The organism is Edaphobacter sp. (assembly GCF_035763405.1).
GTDB lineage: Bacteria > Acidobacteriota > Terriglobia > Terriglobales > Acidobacteriaceae > Edaphobacter.
In genome coordinates this window covers 17,766-37,668 of sequence record NZ_DASUBE010000160.1, presented here as the reverse complement: position 1 = coordinate 37,668, position 19,903 = coordinate 17,766, and the positions used below count along the sequence as shown (strand labels likewise).

Below are 19,903 nucleotides of genomic sequence, written 5' to 3'. Positions count from 1 at the left end.
CAGGTGCCATTCTCCTGAGGGTGGCACCTGCAAAAATATCAGGTCGAAAAGATCACGCCTGCTCTTTTTGCACGCTTCAATCCGGCCAATAGTTCTTCTCGCGTCGGAGGATGTCCTTCTCGAAGTGAGGTCAAAACGTCATCCCAAAGTGTATGCCGCACGTTAGGTTCGCCCATGCTGTAGCCTTTTGTGCCCCGTTCGAAGGGGTATATCAGCCACGTGACTTCAGCATTACCTTCGGGCACGGTGGGCAGCTTTGGCATAGCTTCGAAGAAGGTAGAATCAACGGCAACAAAGAATCGCTTTCCCCAACGGCGGAACACAGGTACCTTCAGCGATAATTGCGGCATGAGTCGCTTCTGTGCCGAAGATCGAAAGTCCGGTCTGCGCCGTCCATTCGCGTCGTTCTCACCCGTTCGAAGATAGTGCTCAAATGGCCCTCTGGTGCTCTTACCCGATATATAAACTGCCTGCACTTCGACAGCAGCGAAATCGATCGGGTCATTCTTCTCGTCCAATAATGCGACAACATAGTCGATTTTCCCGATTTTCCGGCCACTCTCTGGTATTTCCAGCAGCCGAACTTCGGGTACTGCCAAAACTCGTCTGTTCGGACCAAACGCAGCACGCCCAGCATCAACAAAAATTCGTCCAGCCTCTCTGAACCTTGACGGACATACGACTGTCGCGACTGAACCGTCGGAGTATGAGCAGATGCCGAGCGGACTCGTTTTACTTTGCTTCGTACAAGGCTGTTCCAAAAAGGGACACTTCGTATTTCTACGCACATTTTCCTCGATACGAATCGAGGTATCATGACCGAAGATTTCGGCTATTTGGAGAAGTGACATGCAAACGATCCTTGACGATTTTCGATTGACGGTTCCCTCGCCGATTGTAAACGTAGCGACTGTTCGCCACCTTTCTCCATTTCGCTATCCGGGCGGGAAGACATGGCTTGTTCCCAAAGTCTTGTCAGGGTTACGGAGCCTTGCTGCGAAACCTCTTGTATTTGTTGACCCCTTTTTAGGAGGCGGAAGTGTTCCCCTAGCCGCTTTGATAGAAGGCTGCGTCGAGCGCGTAGTACTTTGCGAGATAGACCCGGCAGTAGCGTCTGTATGGAAGGTAATCTTCTCACCCGACTACCGGAAGCTATGTTCGTTGATTTTAAACTTTGATATAAGTCGTGAGAAGGTTCTCGATGTCATCTCACGGGAGCCACGTACAGCCTTAGATCGGGCATTCCAAACCATCGTCCGCAATCGCACGTTCCGGGGGGGGATTCTCGCTAATGGAGCAAGCCTTGTAAGGATTGGGGAAAACGGACGCGGTGTGGCCTCACGCTGGTATCCGGAGACGCTAGTCAAACGGATTCAATTACTTCATGGATATACTGACCGGGTCTCCTTCATTGAAGGAGATGGCATGGAGGTTCTGAAACGGTTTGCGCCGGATCCAACGGCTTTTATCTTTATTGACCCCCCTTACACCGCTGGAGCAGGCAAAAGAGCAGGCTCAAGACTTTACGACCATAGTGACCTGGACCATGAAGCGATATTCTCGACATTGGCGGGAGGCCGTGCGCAATTCATGATGACTTATGACGACGACCTTGATGTGCTACGGATGGCCAAAATAAATGGCTTTATCCTACAACACATCGCCATGAAGAACACTCATCATCGTTGCATGAATGAATTGCTCATAACACGTTCCTGACTCAAAAGGCACTTTAGCGTTGCAGGCGCGGCCTTCGGGTCGCGCCTTTTATTTTTGGCGCGATGCGCACTTTTATGTCATTTCTATAGCTTTTTGCGTCCGGAATTGCAGAGGAATGCGTATAGGAAGTTGAGCGCGCCTGATGAGAGTGGACGAGCAGGGCTTTCGCGGGTTGGTAGAGGAGCACCAGTCAATGGTGTTTTCCATCGCGCTTCGTATCTTGGGAGACCGTGGAGCAGCGGAGGAAGTTGCGCAGGACGTCTTTGTCGAGCTGCATCAGGCGATGGCGAGTCTGGAATCGGAGGAGCATGTGCGGTTCTGGTTGAGGCGCGTGGCCTCACACCGCTCGCTGGACTCCCTGAGACGGCGGCGCGTGAGACCGGAGGCGTTTGCCGAAGAGTGGACAGAGCAGCACGTCGTCACGAATGCGCGGATGCATGCTGGCGATGTGATGGGAACACGATTGGAGCGGATGCTGCTGTCGTTGCCGGAGCAGATGCGCGCGGCGGTGGTGCTGAGGTACCAGGAGGAGATGAGTCCTACAGAGATTGCCGGTGTTCTGTCGCAGCCGGTGGCAACGGTGAAGAGTAATCTACAGCGCGGACTGGAGATGCTGCGGCGCAAGGCCGAGGTGGTGTTGAAGGAGTTTGTTCGTGAGTGATGAAGTTGAGCAGCGATTGAAGAACGATCTGGAACGTGTGGCCGCGCCGGAGGGCTTTGCGGACCGCGTGATGGAGCGCGTTCGAGCGAAGGAGCACGCGCGGCTGCGCCTGATGCCCCGCCGGATGATGCATGTCTGGCAGGCCATCGCCGCCGTGGCATTGATTGCCGTTTTCTTGGGCGGTGTGGAGGCAGTACACCGGCGGCAGGAGCAACGACGAGCAGAGGTCATTCAACGGCAGTTTGAACAGGCGATGGAGATTACGCAGAGAACGCTCGATGGAGTAGGCGAGCGCGTCAGCGAGGCAGGCGTGAAGCACGACAAGGGGGAACGATGAAGGCACGGATGAGGTGGGCAGGGAAGGGAATAACGATGGTGGCGGCTATGCTTTTTATTGCCGCGCCGTTTCAGGCGTTGGCGGCGCCTCCGCAGCAGAAGGACGAATTGTTTGCCGGTGCGGAGAAGTTTGCAAAGAACGCGAAGTCGTCGACCGAGGTGAATCTGGACAAGAACATGCTCGGCATGGCGAGCAAGTTTACCGATGACGACAAGGAAGCGTCCGATCTGACGAAGAAGCTCGACTTCGTGATTGTGCGTGACTACGAGTATGACAAGCCAGGCCAGTACAACATGGCGGACGTCGAAGAGTTCCGGAATCGCCTAGATAACGGTGGCTGGTCGCACGTGGTGAAGGAGAGAAGCGCGACCGAGAGCACGGACGTCTGCATGAAGACCGACAGCGAGGGAGTGACCGAACTGGTGGTCATCGACGCCGAACCGAACGAGCTGACGTTTGTGCATCTGAAGGGGCACATGTCGATGAGCGATCTCGAAAAGGCCGGCAGCAAATACGGCGGCTCTCAGAAGAAGGACGCGAAGCTGAAAGCGAAGGTGAAGTGATGCGCCGGCTCGGAGGGTTGTTACTGATTGCAGTCGGCGTGGCGTTGTTGGTGGTCACGAACGTCGATGCGTCGGGGAGGAACTCAAAGAGCTTCGACGCGATGGTGACGGCGTTGAGCGCACGATACGGAGTCCAGCCGAAAAAGATTCCGCTGATGTGGATGGTGAGCCTCTGCGCACGAGGCGCAACACACGGTGGTGTGCGGGGCATGAGGATCGTCCAGTTTGAGCACTTCGGCACGGTTGCCGACAGGGACGAGTTCGACGCGATCGTGCAATCCAGGCTGGGCGCCGACTGGACACCGACGGTCCGCGAGCGCGAGTCGAACGGCGAAGAGTCGCTCGTGTATACGCGCGAAGCCGGACGGCTGACGGAGTTTGTCGTGATTGATCTGGACCACAACGAGCTTGATCTGGTACGGATGGAGATGAATCCCCAGCAGCTTGCGCAATGGATCAATCAGCGAGAGCGGGTCGCAACCCACGATTAGGCCGCAGCCTTCCGGCAGAACCGCCTCGTTGAAGACTGGCCCGAAGGCGCATTCCGCCGTGCTCCCGGCCATTGAGGAAGGTATACTTAGGGGGTATGTCCTCTTCATCTCCCACAACAGGCAAGCGGCCCATGAATGCCCGCCGTCGCTGGAAGGCCGTGACGCGCAAGGCACGCGAGCTGGGCTCGATTGGCTGGGCGCTGGCCTCGACCGGGCACCCGTACATGGCGCACATCGTGCCCATGCGGCGGTGCAACCTGGCCTGCACGTACTGCAATGAGTTCGACGACTTCTCCGACCCGGTGCCTATCGACGAGATGCTGTGCCGCATCGACCATCTGGGACGGCTTGGGACGAGCGTTATCACGATCTCCGGCGGCGAACCGCTGCTGCACCCGGAACTGGACCAGATCATCGCGCGGATTCGCAAGACGGGTGCTATCGCCGGTATGATCACCAACGGCTATCTACTGATGCCGGATCGCATCGAGCGGCTGAACCGCGCCGGGCTCGACCACATGCAGATCTCGATCGACAACGTGATGCCCGACGAGGTCTCGAAGAAGAGCCTGAAGGTGCTCGACAAGAAGTTGCAGATGTTGGCCGAGCATGCAGACTTTCACGTCAATATCAACTCGGTGGTCGGCGGCGGCATCGCCAACCCGAACGATGCTCTGACGGTGAGCGAGCGCGCGCTGGGCCTGGGCTTCAGCTCGACCATCGGCATCATCCACGACGGAAGCGGCCAGTTGAAGCCGCTGGGCGAGGCTGAGCGCACCGTGTGGGACAAGGTCCGCAAACTAACTCGCCGCAGCTACTCGCGCTTCAACCACTTTCAGGAAGCCATCGCCAACGGCAAGACGAACGACTGGCGTTGCCGTGCAGGCGGGCGCTATCTGTACGTCTGCGAAAACGGCCTGGTGCACTATTGCAGCCAGCAGCGCGGCTATCCTGCAACCCCACTGGCCCAGTACACGACGGCCGACGTGAAGCGAGAGTTCCTGACGGAGAAGAGCTGCTCGCCCAGTTGCACGATCAGTTGCGTGCATCAGGTCAGCTACATCGACCACTGGCGCGCGCCGCAGACTTCGCAAGTCACGCCGGGATCTTCGCATGGAGCAGGGGCGCAGGAGCTGGTGCAGATTCGCTAAGCGCGCCCCGCGCTACTTCTTGTGCGCGGTTCTCGACCTGGAAACGGGTCTTGCAACAGCGGGAGCCTCTGCCAGCGCCGTGTCAATGGTCTGATACAGCAGGCTTACGTCCGTCACCTGAGTCCAGTGGTGCGCAGTCACAACAAAGATGGAAGGCGTATGGCTCAGGCCGATCCGTTCACCGAGCGAGCGGTCGGCTTCAACCTCGCGGGTGAACTGCCCGGTCGGGTCGATGACGAAGGGCATCTCGTGCCCATGTGTCTGGAAGTAATGTCGCGTGAAGTTCTGCAGGTCTTCCTTCGACGCAATCGAGGTCTGGTTGGCAAAGACCGCGCCGCGATAAGCCTCCGCCTCCTTCGCGCCGATTTTGTCCTGCATGTAGCGGGCGATCACCGCGGCGTCGAAGCTCCAGATATGCATCCGCAGCGGAAAATCGTGACGGATGAAAGGAATATTGTAGTGCGCGATGGCCTGCTGGACGATGGGAAAGGCATGGGCGCAGGCGGGGCACTCCAGGTCTTCGTACTCGATGACGGCGACGCGCGCTCCGGCTGGAGGCTTCAGTGTCGAGGTGTCCTTGAACTGGTCGCCGGAGTTGGGCGGCGCGGCGGACTGGGCAATCGTTGGAACGGCTGGGATGGCAAGCAGCAGGGCGACGGCAAGGGCGATGCGATTCATTGAGATAAGACGCATAGGAATGTGATTAGTATTTTATCTGAACCCGGAAATTGGGCGAACAGTTAACGAAGATGTCAACAGGAGGCTGCCTGGCAGCCCTGCAATTTCGCAACCGGAAAGGGTGCATGGCACTCTAATAAGGAGCAATGTCAGATATTCAGCCTCGAAATTCAAGCAGAGCAAAGGTGTGGGCCACGGCGCTTGTGTGCTGTGGGCTTGCTTGCGCCGCGTGTGCGCAGAGCACACCTGAACTGCCTTCAGCCCCCGTGCCGCATCCTGCGCCCATCCGGCTGACAGGGGGCGTTCTGGTCGAGCAAGGATCCGGGCAGTCAATGCCGCTCAGTCTGGATGAGGCGATCGAGCTTGGCATGAGGCACAATCTGCAACTGGAGCTTGCGCGGCAGAATCAGCGTGCAGTGCATGGCGAAGTGCTGACAGTCGCCAACAATCTGCTGCCCAGCCTGACTGCAAAAGCAACCACCGGCACGCAGGAGATCAACCTGGCGGCGATGGGCTTCAAGCCCACCTCGCTTGAAGGTTTCGGATTGCCTCCCGGAGCCTTCCACGAGATCGTCAAAGTGAATACCACCTCGGCGCAGTTGAATATGGAGCAACAGTTGTTTAACGTCCCGGCGTATTACATGTACCGCGCGGCGCAGAAGGCGGACACGGTTGCGACCATGACCGAGTTGAACGCCGAAGGCACGGTGACGCTGGGCGTAGGACAGCAGTATCTGCTGGCGCTGGCCGATGCTTCCGAGATTCAGAATGCGCAGGCGCGCGTGAAGGCCGACGAGGTCGCGCTCCAGCAGGCGACCGACGCACACAACGCGGGCGTTGGCACAAACCTCGATGTGCTGCGCGCCAAGGTGCAGTTCGAGACCGAACAGCAGGCCGTCGTGCGTGCCGAGAACACCTTCGCCAAAGACAAGATTGAGTTGAACCGCAGAATGGGCCTGCCCGCCGATCAGGAGCTGACCCTGACCGACAAATCTCCCTACTCGGAGTTTGCCGAACTGCCGCTGGCCGACGCGATGAAGCTGGCCTTTGCGCGACGCAAAGACCTGCTCAGCCTCGAAGCACAACTGGATGTGGCCGAGCGAGCGCGGAAGGCCGTGAAGTTCGAGCGGCTGCCTTCGCTCTCGTTCAACGGCCACTATGGCGTGTTGGGCGAGACGACGGGACTCTATCACGGAGTCTTTGCCGCCGAAGGCAAGCTGAGCGTGCCTATCTTTGAAGAGGGCCAACTGCGCGGCGAGCGTGAAGTGGCGGATGCGCAGGTGAGCGGCCTCCGGAAGCAGATTGCCTCGCTGCGCGTGACGATTGAGTCGCAGATTCGCACTGCAATGCTCGATGTCAACTCGTCGGCGCAACTGGTCAAAGTGGCGCAAAGCAACGTTGACCTGGCGAGCGAAGAGCTTGACCAGGCCAGCCAACGGTTTGCCGCCGGAGTCGATGACAATCTGGCCGTGGTGCAGGCTCAGGCCGTGCTGGCCTCGGCTCAGTCGCAACTGGTCGGAACGCTCTATCAGTACAACGTTTCGAAGCTGGTGCTGGCGCGGAACACGGGTGTGGTGGAGACGCAGTACAGGACCTACCTGGGCAAGTAAATCGACCGTAAATTAGGACGCCTCGATGGTCCGTCCAAAGCTGGAAGTGTGAAACCATAGATGAATGGCTGAGGGTGTGTCACGGTGGTTGCCGGCTGCAGGTGACGCGTTCCAATCGCGTGATTTTCGCTTGTACCAGATTGCGCGGCTGATGGTCATCATCGGTGCGGAGGCGCAGGCGATCGCCGTTGCCTGGCAGGTATATGCCATTACGAACTCGGCTCTCGACCTCGGCTACACCGGACTTGCTCTCTTTCTGCCGGGCCTGTTTCTGATGCTCGCGGCTGGGCATGCGGCGGACCGCTACGACCGGCGCAAAATTATCCTCGCCTGCTACGGATTGCAGATGCTCTGCACGGTGGCGCTGCTTGGTCTTTCGCTGAGCGGAGAGACCGCGTTGCGCGGCGGTCGTGTGTGGCCTATCTACGTGGTGCTGCTCGGCATCGGCATGGGCAGGGCGTTCAGCGGGCCTGCGGCGACGGCGATGCTGCCGAGCCTGGTGCCTGAAGAACACTTCGTCAACGCCGTGACCTGGAGCGCAACCGTCTACCGGACAGCGAACATGACAGGCCCGGCCTTAGGCGGGCTGCTCTTCACGCTTCCTCTCACCGGGTTCCTGGCCCGCTTCAACGGAGCGGCGATTGTCTATGCCTTCACGCTGGTGATGCTGGCTGGGTTCATCGTGCTGGTCGCGATGATTCGCGCGCCGATGGTGCGGGACACGAAGAAGGCGTTTACGTTCAAGACGGTGCTGGCCGGGCTTGAATATGTGTGGCGGACGAAGCTGCTGCTGGGCTCGATCTCGCTCGATCTGTTTGCGGTGATGCTGGGCGGTGCTACGGCTCTGTTGCCTATCTTTGCAAAGGACGTGCTTCACTCCGGTCCGCAGGGTCTGGGCCTGCTGCGTGCGATGCCTTCGGTGGGCGCGCTGGCCGTCTCGCTGATGATGCTGGTGAAGCCGATCAAACGGCGCGCAGGTTGGCTGATGCTGATCTGTGTGGCGATCTTCGGTGTTTCGACGGTTGTGTTCGGGTTGTCGAAGAGCCTCGTGCTGAGCGCCATCGCACTCATTATCGTGGGCGGAAGCGACATGGTGAGCGTAGTGATTCGGGGCAGCATGTTGCAACTGGCCACACCGCCCGAGATGCGCGGGCGGGTGAGCGCGGTGAACTGGCTCTTCATCGGCGCGTCGAACGAGTTCGGTGAGTTTGAGAGCGGCGTAACGGCGCAATGGTGGGGGGCGATTCCTGCCGTTGTCATCGGCGGCATCGGCTCGATTCTGGTGACGGCAGGAGCGGCGGCCTTCTTTCCCTCGCTGCGCGGTGTCGATACTCTGACTGCCGATGAGCTGCTGCAGGCTGACCGCGAGTTGAGCGTGGCTGAGCCTGTAGATTAGAGTGTCCGCACGGAGGATTCTCGGTGAAGACAGGTGTGAAGGCGGCGATTGGGGCTACGGCGGTGCTGGTGCTGGCGGTGGTGGGCGAGGTGGCGTGGTTGCATCACGAGCGGAACGCTCCGATGAAGACGCAGGCCACGCGGCAGGAGGAGCCGATCGACCAGGATGATCTGGTCTTTCTGAAGAAGATGCGGCCTGACACGCCGAAGGACGTGAAGGAGCTGGATGGCAAGACGATCTGGGTCTCGGCGGGCGGGCAGATGGACTACTATCCGTTTGTCGGGCACAGGGTTGAGTACGCGAAGACCTCGGGCACGCTGCTGGGCGCGCAGCCTTTGGTGGTGAAGGACGTCGTCGAGCAGGTGGCTCCGAAGGAGGCGACCTACCGGGTTCCCGGTGGCGATCGGCAAGTGCTGATGGTTTTCACTCTTCCGAACGATGCGAAGGAGTATGCGGTGCCGGTCGGCTACCGTGAGGGGAAGGACTACACCTTCTATACGGACGAGATCTTCTTCTATGACGATCCTCATGTGCTGTACAAGCACTGGGGGCCGGAGATATGGAAGGCTGTCGATGCTCATCAGGTGGTGATGGGGATGAACGAGCGGCAGGTCGAGCTTGCGCTGGGGCAGGTCTCGAAGAGCACGAGTCAGGATTATGGGAACAGGATGGTCGTGTTTGCGAACCTGGGCAAGCCGATGGCCGTGACCTTCGTGAAGAACAAGGTGACGGCGTTTCGGGCTGACCAGGGGTACTAGGGCACCCCCCCATATCTAATACCTAAAATCCTTCAAACAAAGGACTTAGATAGGGGGTATCGATGGGTATCGGCGCACGTTTCGTGCCAAAGAAGAAAGCCCGGCATAGCGCCGGGCTTTCTTCTTTCTTCTGATTTAAGTCTAGCAGGCGTGTCAAGAGTCGAACCCTGCGGCGGTGTTTTGCGTAACGCGGTTGAGATAGGAATCCATATATGGAGACGGCCAAGTCTGTATCGGGGCGGTTCAGGTGGGTGGCTCTGTATGGGCTGTGCTTCATAGGAGCGGCGGCGGCGGTGCGGAGGATTGCGGTGCTGCTGTTTCCTCCTGCGGCTCCGGTGACGGCGGAGTTGGGGAATCTGGATGCGCAGTTTGCTTCGCACGCGGCGCTGACGATGGCGCATATTGTTCCGGCGCTGGTCTTTGTGGTGGTGCTGCCGTTCTGGTTTTCGCGTAGGGTGCGGGCCAACGGTGTTGTGTACCGGAGGGTTTCGTGGGTGCTGCTGGTACTGGGCGCGGTGGTGGGGTTGACTGCTTTGCCGATGGCCGCGCTGCCGGTGGGCGGGGTGACGGAGCAGGCGGCGGTGCTCGTCTTCGATGCCATCTTTTTGTTTTCGCTTGCTCGCGCGTGGATGCTGTTTGTCCGGGGTGAGATGGCGCGGTATCGGGAGTGGATGATGCGGGCCGTCTCGGTGTTGCTGGGGATTGCGACGACACGGCCGGTAATGGGGGTGTTCTTTGCTACGTCGCGGCTGACGCACCTGACGCCGCATCAGTTCTTCGGGATTGCGTTCTGGATTGGGTTTGGGGTGACGTATCTGGTGGGTGAGGCTTATTTGCGGCGGCATCCGGCGGGGGTGTGATTCACCGTCGGATCTGCGCCGTGAAAGATGTCTGATTGGACTTTGTGCGATCCCACCCTTCGCAAAGACGCGAAGGATGGGGCACCCGAGCGTCTGCGGCTGGATTGAGGGAAGCAAAGACGAGGTCATCTCTGCGATCAGGAGAAGCGGCGTTTTGGTTCAGAATATTTGGAAATTGACCTTGACCTTGAGCTCAACGAGGACGGGTTTGCCGTTCTGCATCGCTGGGGTGAATGTGTACTGTTCTACAGCGGCCAAAGCCTGTTCATCCAGCCCCGCCCCGGTAGGATCGGCGATGGAAAGGCGGGTGGCTTTTCCGTCTGGCGTGATCCAGAGATCAACGAGGACCGTTCCGGAATATTTCAGGGCACGAGCGGTGTTGCTGAACTGCGGATTCACAGAGTGTTTCAGTACAGGTGCCGTGATACCGCGGTTCTGCAAAGTATTGACGGGTTTTGATGCGGGTTCAGAGGAGGCCGTGGGTTCTTCGTTAGTGGCGGGGAGAAAGTTCTTTGTTGCGTAGCCCTTCCAATAAGAAGGAAGTAATGGAGCAATCTCGGCTAAGCCATTGGCGAACACGGCGCTAATGGCCTGGGTGTAATCGCCGTTTGGGGGAGCGTCGATGGTGACGTCGACCATCAGGTCGTGATGTGAAAACATGCCTGCTATGGAATAGGGACGCGCTTCACCTTGTTGTCTCGAAACTCAAGAGCGATGCGCCGTCCGGTGAGGATGAGCCGATTCGGTTCGAGGGCCACATGTACGAGTTCAAAGCCGCTGAGTGTGAAAGAGACTGGATTGGAGTGGTCCTTTAATTGGCCGTAGGAATCGAAGTGGAGATCGTTGTTTCTCCAGAAGCCGCGCAAATAGAGAGGCTGATTCATCAGCCGGGCTTTGATGGCGGCTTCGGTGGACTGGGCGCGGGCGGGTGATTGCGCGAAAGGCAGGATGAACAAGAGAAGGGCGAGGGCCGTGGTTCGCATACTTCAGCACTGTACTTGATAACGGTGGTGATGGGGCGGGCTTTCAGCCCTCAGGGGGTTCGGATGGGTCCATACCTGGGGCTTCGCCCCAGGCTGGTATGGAGCGCGCCTTTGGCGCTCTTGACGCTGCGCTTCATGGAGTCCTTTTGCAAACTCTTAAGCAACTTGATTTTGCTGGGATTTTCGTAAGGCTGAAGAGGGTGATGAAAAAGTGTCTCGCCGGGAAGAAAGCGTACCTCAGCGGCTAAAGCCGCGTTGATTTTGCAGCGTTAGCGGCACGGCTGAAGCCGTGCCCTTAAGCAAAACTGACTTTTTCAGCACCCTCTGAAGCCCTGCGCTCCCACCGAAAAGCACAAGGTGTGCATTTTCCCGACACTGTGGTTCGGTGTGACCCAAAACGAAACGCAGATTCCCTTCGGGAATGACAAACAAGAGAGGCAAGAGCAAAGGCAAGAGCAACGGCAAACGCAGATTCCCTTCGGGAATGACAACAAGAAAGGCGAGACGCGGATTCCCTTCGGGAATGGCAAAAAAGTTTGGGAATGGCGAGCAAAAAGGTTCGGGATTGCGTTCTGGATTGGGTTTGGGGTGACGTATCTGGCGGGTGAGGCTTATCTGAGGCGGCATCCGGTGGGAGTGTCTTAGATTCTATGTGCTTTCATCAGCGTGTTTCGTGTGGGGAGAGGGAATACGGGGGTCTCTCCGCTACGGCGGCAAACGCGCCGCCTTCGGTCGAGATGACGTGATGCGGTGGTGGCAGGGAAAGCGGATTCCTTCGCTGCGGAGTGGAGATGCAAACGTGGGCGGCGCATCCTAGAAGGCGTATTTGAGGCCGAACTGGATGATGCGTGGGTTGGTGGTGGTGGAGGTGATGAGGCCGAAGGCGGAGCCGGCGATGAGGTTGTTGATGGGTGGGGCGAAGTTGGCCGTGTTGGTGAGATTGAAGAACTCGGTGCGGAAGCGGAGGGTGCCCCACTCGCGGACGGGGAAGCTGCGTTCGAGAGCGAGGTCGAGGTTGCGCTGGCCGGGGGCGCGGAGGATGCCGACGCCGCAGTTGCCGAAGTCGGTGCCGTCGCCGATGGCGGGGGCGGAGGTGAAGGCGTCGGGGTTGAGGTAGCCGTTGATGCGCGTGAACAAGGAGCCTTTGGTGGCCGGGTTGGCTCCGGTGCATTCGGCGCGGGAGAAGCCGGAGAGGTTGCCGTAGATGCTGCCTGCGCTGACGTCTCCGACGGTGATGGGCGTGCCGGATTGCGCGACGGCGACGGTGGAGACGGTCCAGTCGTTGGCGGCGTAGCGCACGGGGCTGGGTCCGGCTGTTAGCTTCGGCGGCGTGTAGACGAGGCTGAGGACGGCGCGGTTGGCGCGGTCGAAGTCGTCGAGGCCGCGGGCCTGACTCTGGTTGTGCTGATCGTTGGTGAGGAAGCCGAGTTCGAAGTTGGAGAGGCCGCCGGAGCCGCTGGTGGTGTCGAGATTTTTAGACCAGGTGTAGCTCGCGAGGAATTGCAGGCCGTGGGAGAGGCGTTTGGTGACGCTGGTCTGAAGGCTGTTGTAGCGGGAGTCGAAGCTGGTCTGGCAGATGAAGGAGCCTTGCGCGATGCCGCTGTAGGGCAGGCGCTGGACGATGTTTTCGAGCGTGTTGGTGGTCTCGCCGTTGACGGGATGTTCGGGACTGGCGAGCAGGGCCTGGTTGAACTCGATGCAGCCGGGAATGTGCGTGGACTTTGCGCCGACGTAGCCGACTTCAACGAGAAGGTTCTGGGTGAGTTCATATTGCAGGTTCAGGTTGTACTGCTGGATGTAGGGGTCGGAGAGATGCGGGGAGATGGCGGCGAGTGAGAGTCCGCCACCGGGGACGCGCGGGAGGAAGATGGGGAAGGCTGAATTGGGCGGGAGCGCGGGAACGTAGGGATTGGCCAGCGATGCACCGGCGTTCTGCACGCCTTGCAGGCGTTGGAGGAAGGAGAATGGGGGCTGGCCGACGGTCTGCTCGGCGAGGTCTCCGGACATGCGGTCGTAGTAGATGCCGTAGCCGCCGCGCAGGACAAGTAGCGGATGGTTGAAGAGGCGCGCGGCGAATCCGAAGCGCGGCGAGAGGTCGTGGTAGTTGGTGGCCCAGAGGCTGGAGTGTGAGGATTTGACGACGCCTGTGGGCAGCGGACCTTTGTAGTTGGAGGGAAGGATGAAGCCGCTGAGCGAGCCGGAGGGCGGGACGGAGGATGAGGCGATGGAGGGATCGAAGGTGGGGAGCTTGCCCTGGATGTCGGAGGGTGCGCCGAAGATCTCGTAGCGCAGGCCCATGTTCAGGGTGAGGCGCGGGGTGAGCCTGAAGTCGTCCTGCGCGAAGCCGGCGAAGTCGGTGTATCGCTCGTCTTTACGGAAGATGCCGGAGGAGCCGGTGGCGGAGAAGACGTTGCTGATGGTGCTGCCGTTCTGGGCGGCGTTCTGGCCGATGAGCAGGTCGGGCAGACCGCGGAGGTCGAGGAAGCCGTCGCTGACGAAGGGGACGTTGACATCGACCTGGTGGCGTTTGGCTTCGGCACCGAGGCGGAGGCTGTGGCGGCTGCGGGTGACGGAGACGGTGTCTTGCCAGACGTAGGTGTTGGTGTCTTGCCAGTAGAAGGGCTGGCCGGCAGTGCCGATGGTGAAGAGGCCATCGACGGAGAGGCCGGGGGTCTCGGGCAGGCCGGAGGGCGTCGCCATGCCAAGCGCGGCGGCGGTGATGGGCTGAGCGATGACGGCGTATCCGTCGAAGCGCATGTAGCCGAGACGGGCGACGTTGACGAGGCGCGGATTGAAGACGTGCGTGTCGGCGAGGACGAACATGTGGTTCTGGTCGAGCTCGTTGGTGCCCCAGCCGGGGACGGTGGCGCCGAAGGGCGAGAAGGGTTCGCCGGTGGAGGCGCGCGAGTAGAAGAAGCGGCCGCCGAGCTGGTTCGCGGGCGAGACGACGTAGTCGAGGTTGCCGGTGTACTGGTCTTCGCGGTACTTCGCGGGGATGGAGTAGGTGGACTCGCCGATGGGAAGCGAGCCGGGCTGGTCGGGGAGCAGCGTCTGCGGGCTGGGAATGGCGTACTGGCCGTTGGCGAATTTGAAGTTGAGCAGCTTGAGCGCGACGGGGTTGATGTTGGAGCCGTCGCAGGCGACCTGCGTGCCGCCGCCGAAGGTCTGGTAGGCGGAGTTGCCGGGATGGTTGGCGGGGCAGAACTGCGCGCCGAGGGTTTGGGCGGAGCGGTCGTTGGTGAGCTGCGGCAGGATGGCGGTGACGAGTGAGAGGCTCGAGTCGCCGTTGCGCTGCGTGGTGCCCTGGTAGGCGGTGAAGAAAAAGAGACGATCGTGCAGGATGGGGCCGCCGAAGGTGCCGCCGAACTGATTCTGCTTGAGCACGGGACGCGCCTGGCCGTTGCGCTTGGCGAAGAAGTCGTTGGCGTTGAGAGCGTCGTTGCGGAGGAACTCCCACGCGCTGCCATGCCATTGGTTGGAGCCGCTGCGGCTGATGACATCGACGTTGGCCCCCGCGCCGCGACCGTAGCCGGCGTCGTAGCCGCCGGTCTGCACCATGAACTCCGCGATGGTGTCCGGCGCGGGGATCGCCGTTCCCACCTCGGACTGGTAGCCGGAGGCCGAGTTCTGGGAGAGGTTGTTGGCGTCGATGCCGTTGAACTGGATGTTGTTGGAGGTGGTCTTGTTGCCGTTGGCGGAGACGTTCTGGTTGTTGCGTCCGAGTGCGGCGGCGTTGGGGACTTCGACGACGACTCCGGGTGAGAGTGCGGCGATCTGGGTGTAATTGCGGTTGGCGAGCGGAAGCTCCTGAATGGTTTGCTGGTTGACGGCGCGGCCCATGGCGGAGCTTTCGAGCCGGGCCATGTCGGTGACTTCGAGCGTCTCGTTGTGCGTACCGATGGCGAGCCGCAACTCGACGGTTGCTGTTTCGGCTACACCGACCTGCACGGAGACGAGCTGCTTCTGCTCGAAGCCGGTGGATCTGGCGGAGATGGAGTATGCGCCGGGAACAAGGAGCGGGACGCGGAATTCACCGTGGGCCGCGGTGGTGACAGTGCGCGCTGCGCCGGTGGCGTTGTTTGTCACGGTGACTTCGGCCTGCGCCAGGACTGCGCCGGTAGGGTCCATGACTGTGCCGGCGATGGCGCCGGTGCCCGGCGTCTGCGCCTGGATGGCTGCGCCGGTCAGAAGCGCCACTGTAAAGAGAGCCAAGCGGAAGGTGACAGCGCGAAGACAATGCATGATCTCGCCTCAACGGTTGGGAGTTGATTACGAGACAAGTATTTGCCTTGAGCAGGGCGTGAGTTGTCACGGCTTTGTCTGCGTTTCGCACGATGTTTGTCATGTGAAAGAGATGGGCCTGCGACATGGACGCAGAGAAATTATGGCCGCGCCGGAGAGCCGGCGCGGCCATGAGTAAGCAGTGAGGAGTTGTGCGTTGCTAGCTGGCTTTGAACTTGCGCAAAGCAATGCCAGCCGCGCCGAAGAGACCCGTTCCCAGGAGCAGGAGTGAAGAGGGTTCGGGAACCGGGGCTACGCCGCCGGGTCCGGAGACGAGGAAGTACTCCTCGCGGCCGTCATTGACCAGTGGCATGACCACGTGGAACTGCACGGTGTCGGTGGCGGCGAAACTTGCCAGACTGGTGAAGCCGGTCAGGGTGTAATCAGCGTAGCCGTTGCCGTTGCCGCCGCCAGCCGTAGGCGGGACAGGGGTGGCCGGGTCGGCTGAATAGGTATCGACGACCGTACCGTTGATCAACATGGTGAACAGGCTCAACGTTTGGGTTACGCTGGTCTGGTTGACATCGACGCCGATCTCTAACGCGTTCCCAGGTCCCAGAATCGACTGAATTTGAGAGACAGTATAGACCGGCGAAAGCGAATCGTAGGAACTGGCCCCCGACGGGAAGATGGTTTCAGGGAAAACCCCGTTATTGCATGAGGGATCGCCGATGACGCAGGGATTGTTGACTGTCTGCTGAAGTTGATGGACAACCGTGACCGGAGTAAGGGTCAGGGTGTCCGCATAAACTGTGGTAGCACTGGCAACGAGAAGTACCGCTAGTGCTAGTCCGAGATTTCGCATGTTGAATCCTCCTAACGAACCGAATACTTGGCCGACGGTTTCCCTGAACGTTCGGGGAGGAGGGAATCGTTACCGTGATGAATGCACGAACATGGCCAAAGAGGAGGAATTCGAGGTGTTGAGAGGAGCAGAGAGGTCTGGAGGAGACGCGGGGCTAATATGCCGCATTGTCAGCAAGTTATCGAAGGCTCTGCGAATCAGGAGGCGGGCATGTTTCGGGCACGCGAAAAAAGCGTACAGTGGCCAGTTTTGAATGTGCAGGATGTTGCAAGAAAATAGAACGGACTTGCCCAAACCTATCCGTTGTGAGTGCTGCTGGTGAGCATGGGATTTTAGGAAAGGTCTGTAAGTATAGAAGATTTCCACAGGGGCTAAAGAGGGTAATGAAAAGTGTCTCGCCGGGAAGAAAGCGTACCTCAGCGGCTAAAGCCGCGTTGATTTTGCAGCGTTAGCGGCACGGCTGAAGCCGTGCCCTTAAACAAAACTGACTTTTTCAGCACCCTCTAAAGCCCCATTCAAAATAGGTGGTTTGCGGCACGGCTGAAGCCGTGCCCTTAACAAAAGCAGGACTTCATCAGAGTCTTCCTAGAGCGGGGTCAAGGGCAATGGCGGAGGGAGAGGGATTCGAACCCCCGTTGGACTTTCGCCCAAAGCGGTTTTCAAGACCGCCTGTTTCAACCGCTCACACATCCCTCCGCGTGAGGGGTATCGATAGTTTAGCAGGGCTGAAAATCATCAGACAGGTTCACTGTGGGGAAAATGGTGTGGGATCTGCAATCTCTGCTTGCGCGAGGTTGTATGTGAGGTTGGACTGTTCCGGCTTCTCCACGGCCTTGCGTTTGTGCTCCGGGGTGGATGCACAAGCGCAAGGTCGTGTTGATGCCGTTCAGCCGCCAACTCACCTCAGATCACGGCCAGATCTGCGTTTCGGAGATGGCATTTACATTGTCGATATTGGTGCCATAGCAGACATAGCGTACATAGCGCGCGGTGACACCGCTGGAGAACGTGTAGGTCTCAAGCGCATTGCTTGTTCCGCTGCTGTTGACGCCGCTCAGCGCGGTTGTCCAGTTCGTGCCGTCGGTCGAGGTATCGACATCGAACCACGTCGAGCGCGTATTGCCCAGATACCATGCAATCTTCACCGAGTGCACCGTCTGGCTGCTGCCCAGATCGTATTGCGCATAAGCGGAGTTGCTGCCATTGGTCGTCGATTGCCAGTACGTGTTGTAGTTCCCGTCGATCGTTGTGGCCACGTTATGACCACCGCCGTCATCGCCGCTCTCGGAGGTCGCAGCGATTGCAAGCCCGCTGCTGCCGCCGGTCGTGATCGATACATTGTCGAAAGTGCTTGTGTTGAGCACTGTGTTGTTATGCGATGAAACGGCCAGCCCGGCAGTCGCGTTGGTGGCCATCGTCACGGTAGCTGTGCCAAGCTGTGTCCAGGTTGTGCCGTCCGGCGAAGTCGATGCCGTGAAGGTAGAGCCGGATCTCGCCAGCCGCACCCAGTATGGGGCCACTGGCCCCGTGGTCTCGGGACCATTCGTGGCGCTCGCTCCTGTTGTCGTGCGGTATTGCAGGCTCACTCCCTTTGCCGGTGTGACATACACGCCTACATAGGTCGAGCCCGCAGCTGTCGTCTCGCGGATCATCACGCCTGCCTTGGCCCAGGAGTTGGTGTTCTGCTGTGTAGCGACGCGTGCCGTAATCGTGACGTTGCCATTGGCCGCCATGTACGCATAGTTGAACTGGTCCGCAGTGCCATAGATGTCGGCGCCGCTTCCACTCACGGTGAATGTGGGGCTGCTGTAGCTTGCGCTGCCCGCAACACCTGGTCCACCGATGTCCGTGTCCGACCATCCGCTCGGCAATGTTCCGCCGGTTGTGATGGTGTAGGTTGCGCTGGTCACAGAGCTGTCCGCATAGCCCGATTTGTAGGCGATGGCCTTCAGGGTAGTCGTGCTGCTGATGTTCACAGCGCCGGAGTAGACCGTTCCATTGGTTTCGCTCGGCGTGCTGCCGTCGGTTGTGTAACGAATGGTTGCGCCGCTGGTGCTGCTCGTCATCGTCACCGACTGCGCGCTGCTGTACGTGCCGCCGGCAGGGTTGAAGGTTGGGGCCGCGGCTGTCGGTTCTGTCGAGACCGTCAGGTTCACTGTAGCCGTCTGAGCGACAGTGCCCATCGACGTTGCCAGGATGGTGAGCGGGTAGGTGCCGGCTGGTGTGGAACCTGCGGTCTGCACTGTCATGGTAGAGTCGCCACCGCCGGAGATGGTGACTGGGCTGAAGCTCGCTGAGGCTCCGCTGGGCAAGCCTGAAACACTCAGTGCAACACTGCCGGCGAACGCTCCCTGGGCCGCGACGGTGGCGATGAAATTGGCACTGCTGCCTTGAGCTACCGTCTGAAAAGAGGGAGATGCCGAGAAGGTGAAGGATTGGTATCGCTTGTTTTTGAGCCATAGAAAGCGTGAGAAGCGATCGATGGCGGTCGTCGTGCCCGGCGCGGTAAAGTCTGCGCCCATCATGTTCTCGTATTGGCTGGGGAGAAAGTCGGCGGTGAGCAGCCAGCCGCTGCGAATATACGTCGTGCTGGCCGAGTTGCCGGAACCCGTCGTGCCGTCGATGACGCCGGAGTAGTCGCCGGGCCCCAGGGTCATGACATCGACAAACGTATTGCCGAACGGAGCGAGCATGGCGGGCGTGATGCCGTATTCGCCGGACATGTAGGCGCGATAGAAGCCGTTCACGTCGAGGCTGCCGTGGTCGTTGTCTTCCTTGGTGGTACTGGGCATCGAGTAGCCCCAGCTATAGGCCGTGTTGCCCGCGTTGTCGGTGTAGGAGGTATAGCCCGCCGAGAAGAACCAGTTGATGCTGTCCTGCACAATCTGGTGGTACTGCGCCGCGCGAGCCGGATCGTCGCCGAGGATGTCGTGCGCGATGGCGAGGTTCTGGAAGCCGTAGTCGAACATCATCTGCTGGTTCCAGGGGACAGGCGTGCCGCCTTTGTAGGGATCGGATGCGGCAAAGTACTGGTGGTCGCTGTTGGAGAGATCGAGCTCCGACTTGAGGATGTGGCCGTCGATGGCTGCGTCGCCGCCTGCAACGTAGGTCTTGGCGCGGGCAAGGTAGGTTGTGCCGTAGCCGTCTGGGTCGCCGATGGGAACGGTGGTGTTCCAGATCGAGGGTGTTTGGAGGATCAGCCGCGCGCAGTTGCCGAGGTGGCCAACCGGGTCGCCCTGTTCGCCGCCGGTACCGATGGGGGTGGTGGTGACTTCATTCGGCCAGACGGGATCGATGCGGCCTGTCCAGATGACGTATTGGCCGGTTGGCGCGGGCGCCAGGTCGTTGCGCTCCGACAACACGGCGTCGCAGAAGCGCACCATCTGGTCGAGGATCGCTGTGTCCTGAGTGATCTGGTAGACGAGGGCCATGGCTTTCACGTCCTCGCCGCTGTTGTGCTGCGCCCATTGATTGCCGACGTTGTTCGACGCGGGCCTCAGCGCGTTGATGTACGCCTTGAAGGAATTGATCTCGTTGGTCGTCACCGGGCCGTCGAAGCTGTCAATGCTCATGCTGGTTTGCGCACGCGCAGGCACCGATGTGGTGATGA

The 19,903-nt window shown here is 59.8% G+C and carries 18 protein-coding genes and 1 tRNA gene; 10 read left to right on the top strand and 9 right to left on the bottom strand.

Features of this window, described 5'->3' with window-relative positions; translation table 11 throughout:
• Positions 1-38: 38 nt before the first annotated feature.
• Complete coding sequence (locus tag VFU66_RS14975; protein WP_326447071.1) at positions 39-851, bottom strand: NotI family restriction endonuclease; 813 nt, start codon at positions 849-851, stop codon at positions 39-41.
• Here VFU66_RS14975 and VFU66_RS14970 point away from each other — a divergent pair.
• The 6 genes from VFU66_RS14970 (at position 850) to VFU66_RS14945 (ending at position 4,922) form a co-directional block, all read left to right on the top strand.
• Positions 850-1,719 carry a DNA adenine methylase gene (locus VFU66_RS14970; RefSeq protein WP_326447070.1) on the top strand — a complete coding sequence of 290 codons (870 nt, stop codon included), beginning with the start codon at positions 850-852 and terminating at the stop codon, positions 1,717-1,719. The two genes, VFU66_RS14975 and VFU66_RS14970, sit on opposite strands and share 2 nt — an antisense overlap.
• A 142-nt stretch (positions 1,720-1,861) precedes the next feature.
• Positions 1,862-2,380 (top strand): RNA polymerase sigma factor, encoded by a 519-nt coding sequence (locus tag VFU66_RS14965; RefSeq protein ID WP_326447069.1) that lies wholly within the window; start codon positions 1,862-1,864, stop codon positions 2,378-2,380.
• Entirely contained in the window at positions 2,373-2,717 is a 345-nt protein-coding gene (locus VFU66_RS14960; protein ID WP_326447068.1) for a hypothetical protein, read from the top strand. Before VFU66_RS14965 ends, VFU66_RS14960 begins: the two co-directional genes overlap by 8 nt.
• 47 nt (positions 2,718-2,764) lie before the next feature.
• Positions 2,765-3,280 carry a DUF4252 domain-containing protein gene (locus tag VFU66_RS14955; protein WP_326447067.1) on the top strand — a complete coding sequence of 172 codons (516 nt, stop codon included), beginning with the start codon at positions 2,765-2,767 and terminating at the stop codon, positions 3,278-3,280.
• Complete coding sequence (locus VFU66_RS14950) at positions 3,280-3,771, top strand: hypothetical protein (RefSeq protein WP_326447066.1); 492 nt, start codon at positions 3,280-3,282, stop codon at positions 3,769-3,771. Before VFU66_RS14955 ends, VFU66_RS14950 begins: the two co-directional genes overlap by 1 nt.
• A 131-nt stretch (positions 3,772-3,902) precedes the next feature.
• Positions 3,903-4,922, top strand: a complete 1,020-nt coding sequence (locus VFU66_RS14945) for a radical SAM protein (protein ID WP_326447065.1) — start codon at positions 3,903-3,905, stop codon at positions 4,920-4,922.
• A 12-nt stretch (positions 4,923-4,934) separates the two neighbouring features.
• Here the strand turns inward: VFU66_RS14945 and VFU66_RS14940 are convergent, their stop codons facing one another.
• Entirely contained in the window at positions 4,935-5,615 is a 681-nt protein-coding gene (locus tag VFU66_RS14940; RefSeq protein ID WP_326447064.1) for a DsbA family protein, read from the bottom strand.
• A gap of 317 nt (positions 5,616-5,932) precedes the next feature.
• On the opposite strand from VFU66_RS14940, the gene VFU66_RS14935 reads away from it, so the two are divergent.
• The 4 genes from VFU66_RS14935 (at position 5,933) to VFU66_RS14920 (ending at position 10,224) form a co-directional block, all read left to right on the top strand.
• The gene (locus tag VFU66_RS14935; RefSeq protein WP_326447063.1) at positions 5,933-7,210 is read left to right on the top strand and encodes a TolC family protein; all 1,278 of its coding nucleotides are present in this window, start codon (positions 5,933-5,935) and stop codon (positions 7,208-7,210) included.
• A gap of 64 nt (positions 7,211-7,274) precedes the next feature.
• Positions 7,275-8,606, top strand: a complete 1,332-nt coding sequence (locus VFU66_RS14930) for an MFS transporter (protein WP_326447062.1) — start codon at positions 7,275-7,277, stop codon at positions 8,604-8,606.
• A gap of 23 nt (positions 8,607-8,629) precedes the next feature.
• On the top strand, positions 8,630-9,364 hold the full coding sequence (locus VFU66_RS14925; RefSeq protein ID WP_326447061.1) for a hypothetical protein: 735 nt from the start codon (positions 8,630-8,632) through the stop codon (positions 9,362-9,364).
• A gap of 212 nt (positions 9,365-9,576) precedes the next feature.
• Positions 9,577-10,224, top strand: coding sequence for a DUF2306 domain-containing protein (locus VFU66_RS14920; protein ID WP_326447060.1), 648 nt, complete (start codon positions 9,577-9,579; stop codon positions 10,222-10,224).
• A gap of 159 nt (positions 10,225-10,383) precedes the next feature.
• On the opposite strand, the gene VFU66_RS14915 is transcribed toward VFU66_RS14920, so the two are convergent.
• The 7 genes from VFU66_RS14915 to VFU66_RS14885 all read right to left on the bottom strand — a co-directional run bounded on the left by VFU66_RS14915 (position 10,384) and on the right by VFU66_RS14885 (position 19,865).
• Entirely contained in the window at positions 10,384-10,884 is a 501-nt protein-coding gene (locus VFU66_RS14915) for an energy transducer TonB (protein ID WP_326447059.1), read from the bottom strand.
• Between the two features lie 5 nt (positions 10,885-10,889).
• A complete protein-coding gene (locus VFU66_RS14910) occupies positions 10,890-11,207 on the bottom strand; it encodes a hypothetical protein (RefSeq protein ID WP_326447058.1) in 318 nt (105 codons plus the stop codon).
• A gap of 237 nt (positions 11,208-11,444) precedes the next feature.
• Entirely contained in the window at positions 11,445-11,834 is a 390-nt protein-coding gene (locus tag VFU66_RS14905) for a hypothetical protein (RefSeq protein WP_326447057.1), read from the bottom strand.
• A 186-nt stretch (positions 11,835-12,020) separates the two neighbouring features.
• Positions 12,021-15,449 carry a TonB-dependent receptor gene (locus tag VFU66_RS14900; protein ID WP_326447056.1) on the bottom strand — a complete coding sequence of 1,143 codons (3,429 nt, stop codon included), beginning with the start codon at positions 15,447-15,449 and terminating at the stop codon, positions 12,021-12,023.
• 199 nt (positions 15,450-15,648) lie between these two features.
• Positions 15,649-16,293, bottom strand: a complete 645-nt coding sequence (locus tag VFU66_RS14895) for a PEP-CTERM sorting domain-containing protein (RefSeq protein ID WP_326447055.1) — start codon at positions 16,291-16,293, stop codon at positions 15,649-15,651.
• Positions 16,294-16,899: 606 nt separating this feature from the next.
• Positions 16,900-16,989, bottom strand: a tRNA-Ser gene (locus VFU66_RS14890).
• 212 nt (positions 16,990-17,201) lie between these two features.
• Positions 17,202-19,865, bottom strand: a complete 2,664-nt coding sequence (locus VFU66_RS14885) for a chitobiase/beta-hexosaminidase C-terminal domain-containing protein (RefSeq protein WP_326447054.1) — start codon at positions 19,863-19,865, stop codon at positions 17,202-17,204.
• Positions 19,866-19,903 lie beyond the last annotated feature (38 nt).

Bases quoted from the DNA above. Each gene is read 5' to 3' on its own strand.
- VFU66_RS14970 (WP_326447070.1), top strand. From the start codon at position 850: ATGCAAACGATCCTTGACGATTTTCGATTGACGGTTCCCTCGCCGATT.
- VFU66_RS14975 (WP_326447071.1), bottom strand. From the start codon at position 851: ATGTCACTTCTCCAAATAGCCGAAATCTTCGGTCATGATACCTCGATT.
- VFU66_RS14965 (WP_326447069.1), top strand. From the start codon at position 1,862: ATGAGAGTGGACGAGCAGGGCTTTCGCGGGTTGGTAGAGGAGCACCAG.
- VFU66_RS14955 (WP_326447067.1), top strand. From the start codon at position 2,765: ATGCTTTTTATTGCCGCGCCGTTTCAGGCGTTGGCGGCGCCTCCGCAG.
- VFU66_RS14950 (WP_326447066.1), top strand. From the start codon at position 3,280: ATGCGCCGGCTCGGAGGGTTGTTACTGATTGCAGTCGGCGTGGCGTTG.
- VFU66_RS14945 (WP_326447065.1), top strand. From the start codon at position 3,903: ATGAATGCCCGCCGTCGCTGGAAGGCCGTGACGCGCAAGGCACGCGAG.
- VFU66_RS14940 (WP_326447064.1), bottom strand. From the start codon at position 5,615: ATGCGTCTTATCTCAATGAATCGCATCGCCCTTGCCGTCGCCCTGCTG.
- VFU66_RS14935 (WP_326447063.1), top strand. From the start codon at position 5,933: ATGCCGCTCAGTCTGGATGAGGCGATCGAGCTTGGCATGAGGCACAAT.
- VFU66_RS14930 (WP_326447062.1), top strand. From the start codon at position 7,275: ATGGCTGAGGGTGTGTCACGGTGGTTGCCGGCTGCAGGTGACGCGTTC.
- VFU66_RS14920 (WP_326447060.1), top strand. From the start codon at position 9,577: ATGGAGACGGCCAAGTCTGTATCGGGGCGGTTCAGGTGGGTGGCTCTG.
- VFU66_RS14915 (WP_326447059.1), bottom strand. From the start codon at position 10,884: ATGTTTTCACATCACGACCTGATGGTCGACGTCACCATCGACGCTCCC.
- VFU66_RS14910 (WP_326447058.1), bottom strand. From the start codon at position 11,207: ATGCGAACCACGGCCCTCGCCCTTCTCTTGTTCATCCTGCCTTTCGCG.
- VFU66_RS14905 (WP_326447057.1), bottom strand. From the start codon at position 11,834: ATGCCGCCTCAGATAAGCCTCACCCGCCAGATACGTCACCCCAAACCC.
- VFU66_RS14900 (WP_326447056.1), bottom strand. From the start codon at position 15,449: ATGCATTGTCTTCGCGCTGTCACCTTCCGCTTGGCTCTCTTTACAGTG.
- VFU66_RS14895 (WP_326447055.1), bottom strand. From the start codon at position 16,293: ATGCGAAATCTCGGACTAGCACTAGCGGTACTTCTCGTTGCCAGTGCT.
- VFU66_RS14885 (WP_326447054.1), bottom strand. From the start codon at position 19,865: ATGAGCATTGACAGCTTCGACGGCCCGGTGACGACCAACGAGATCAAT.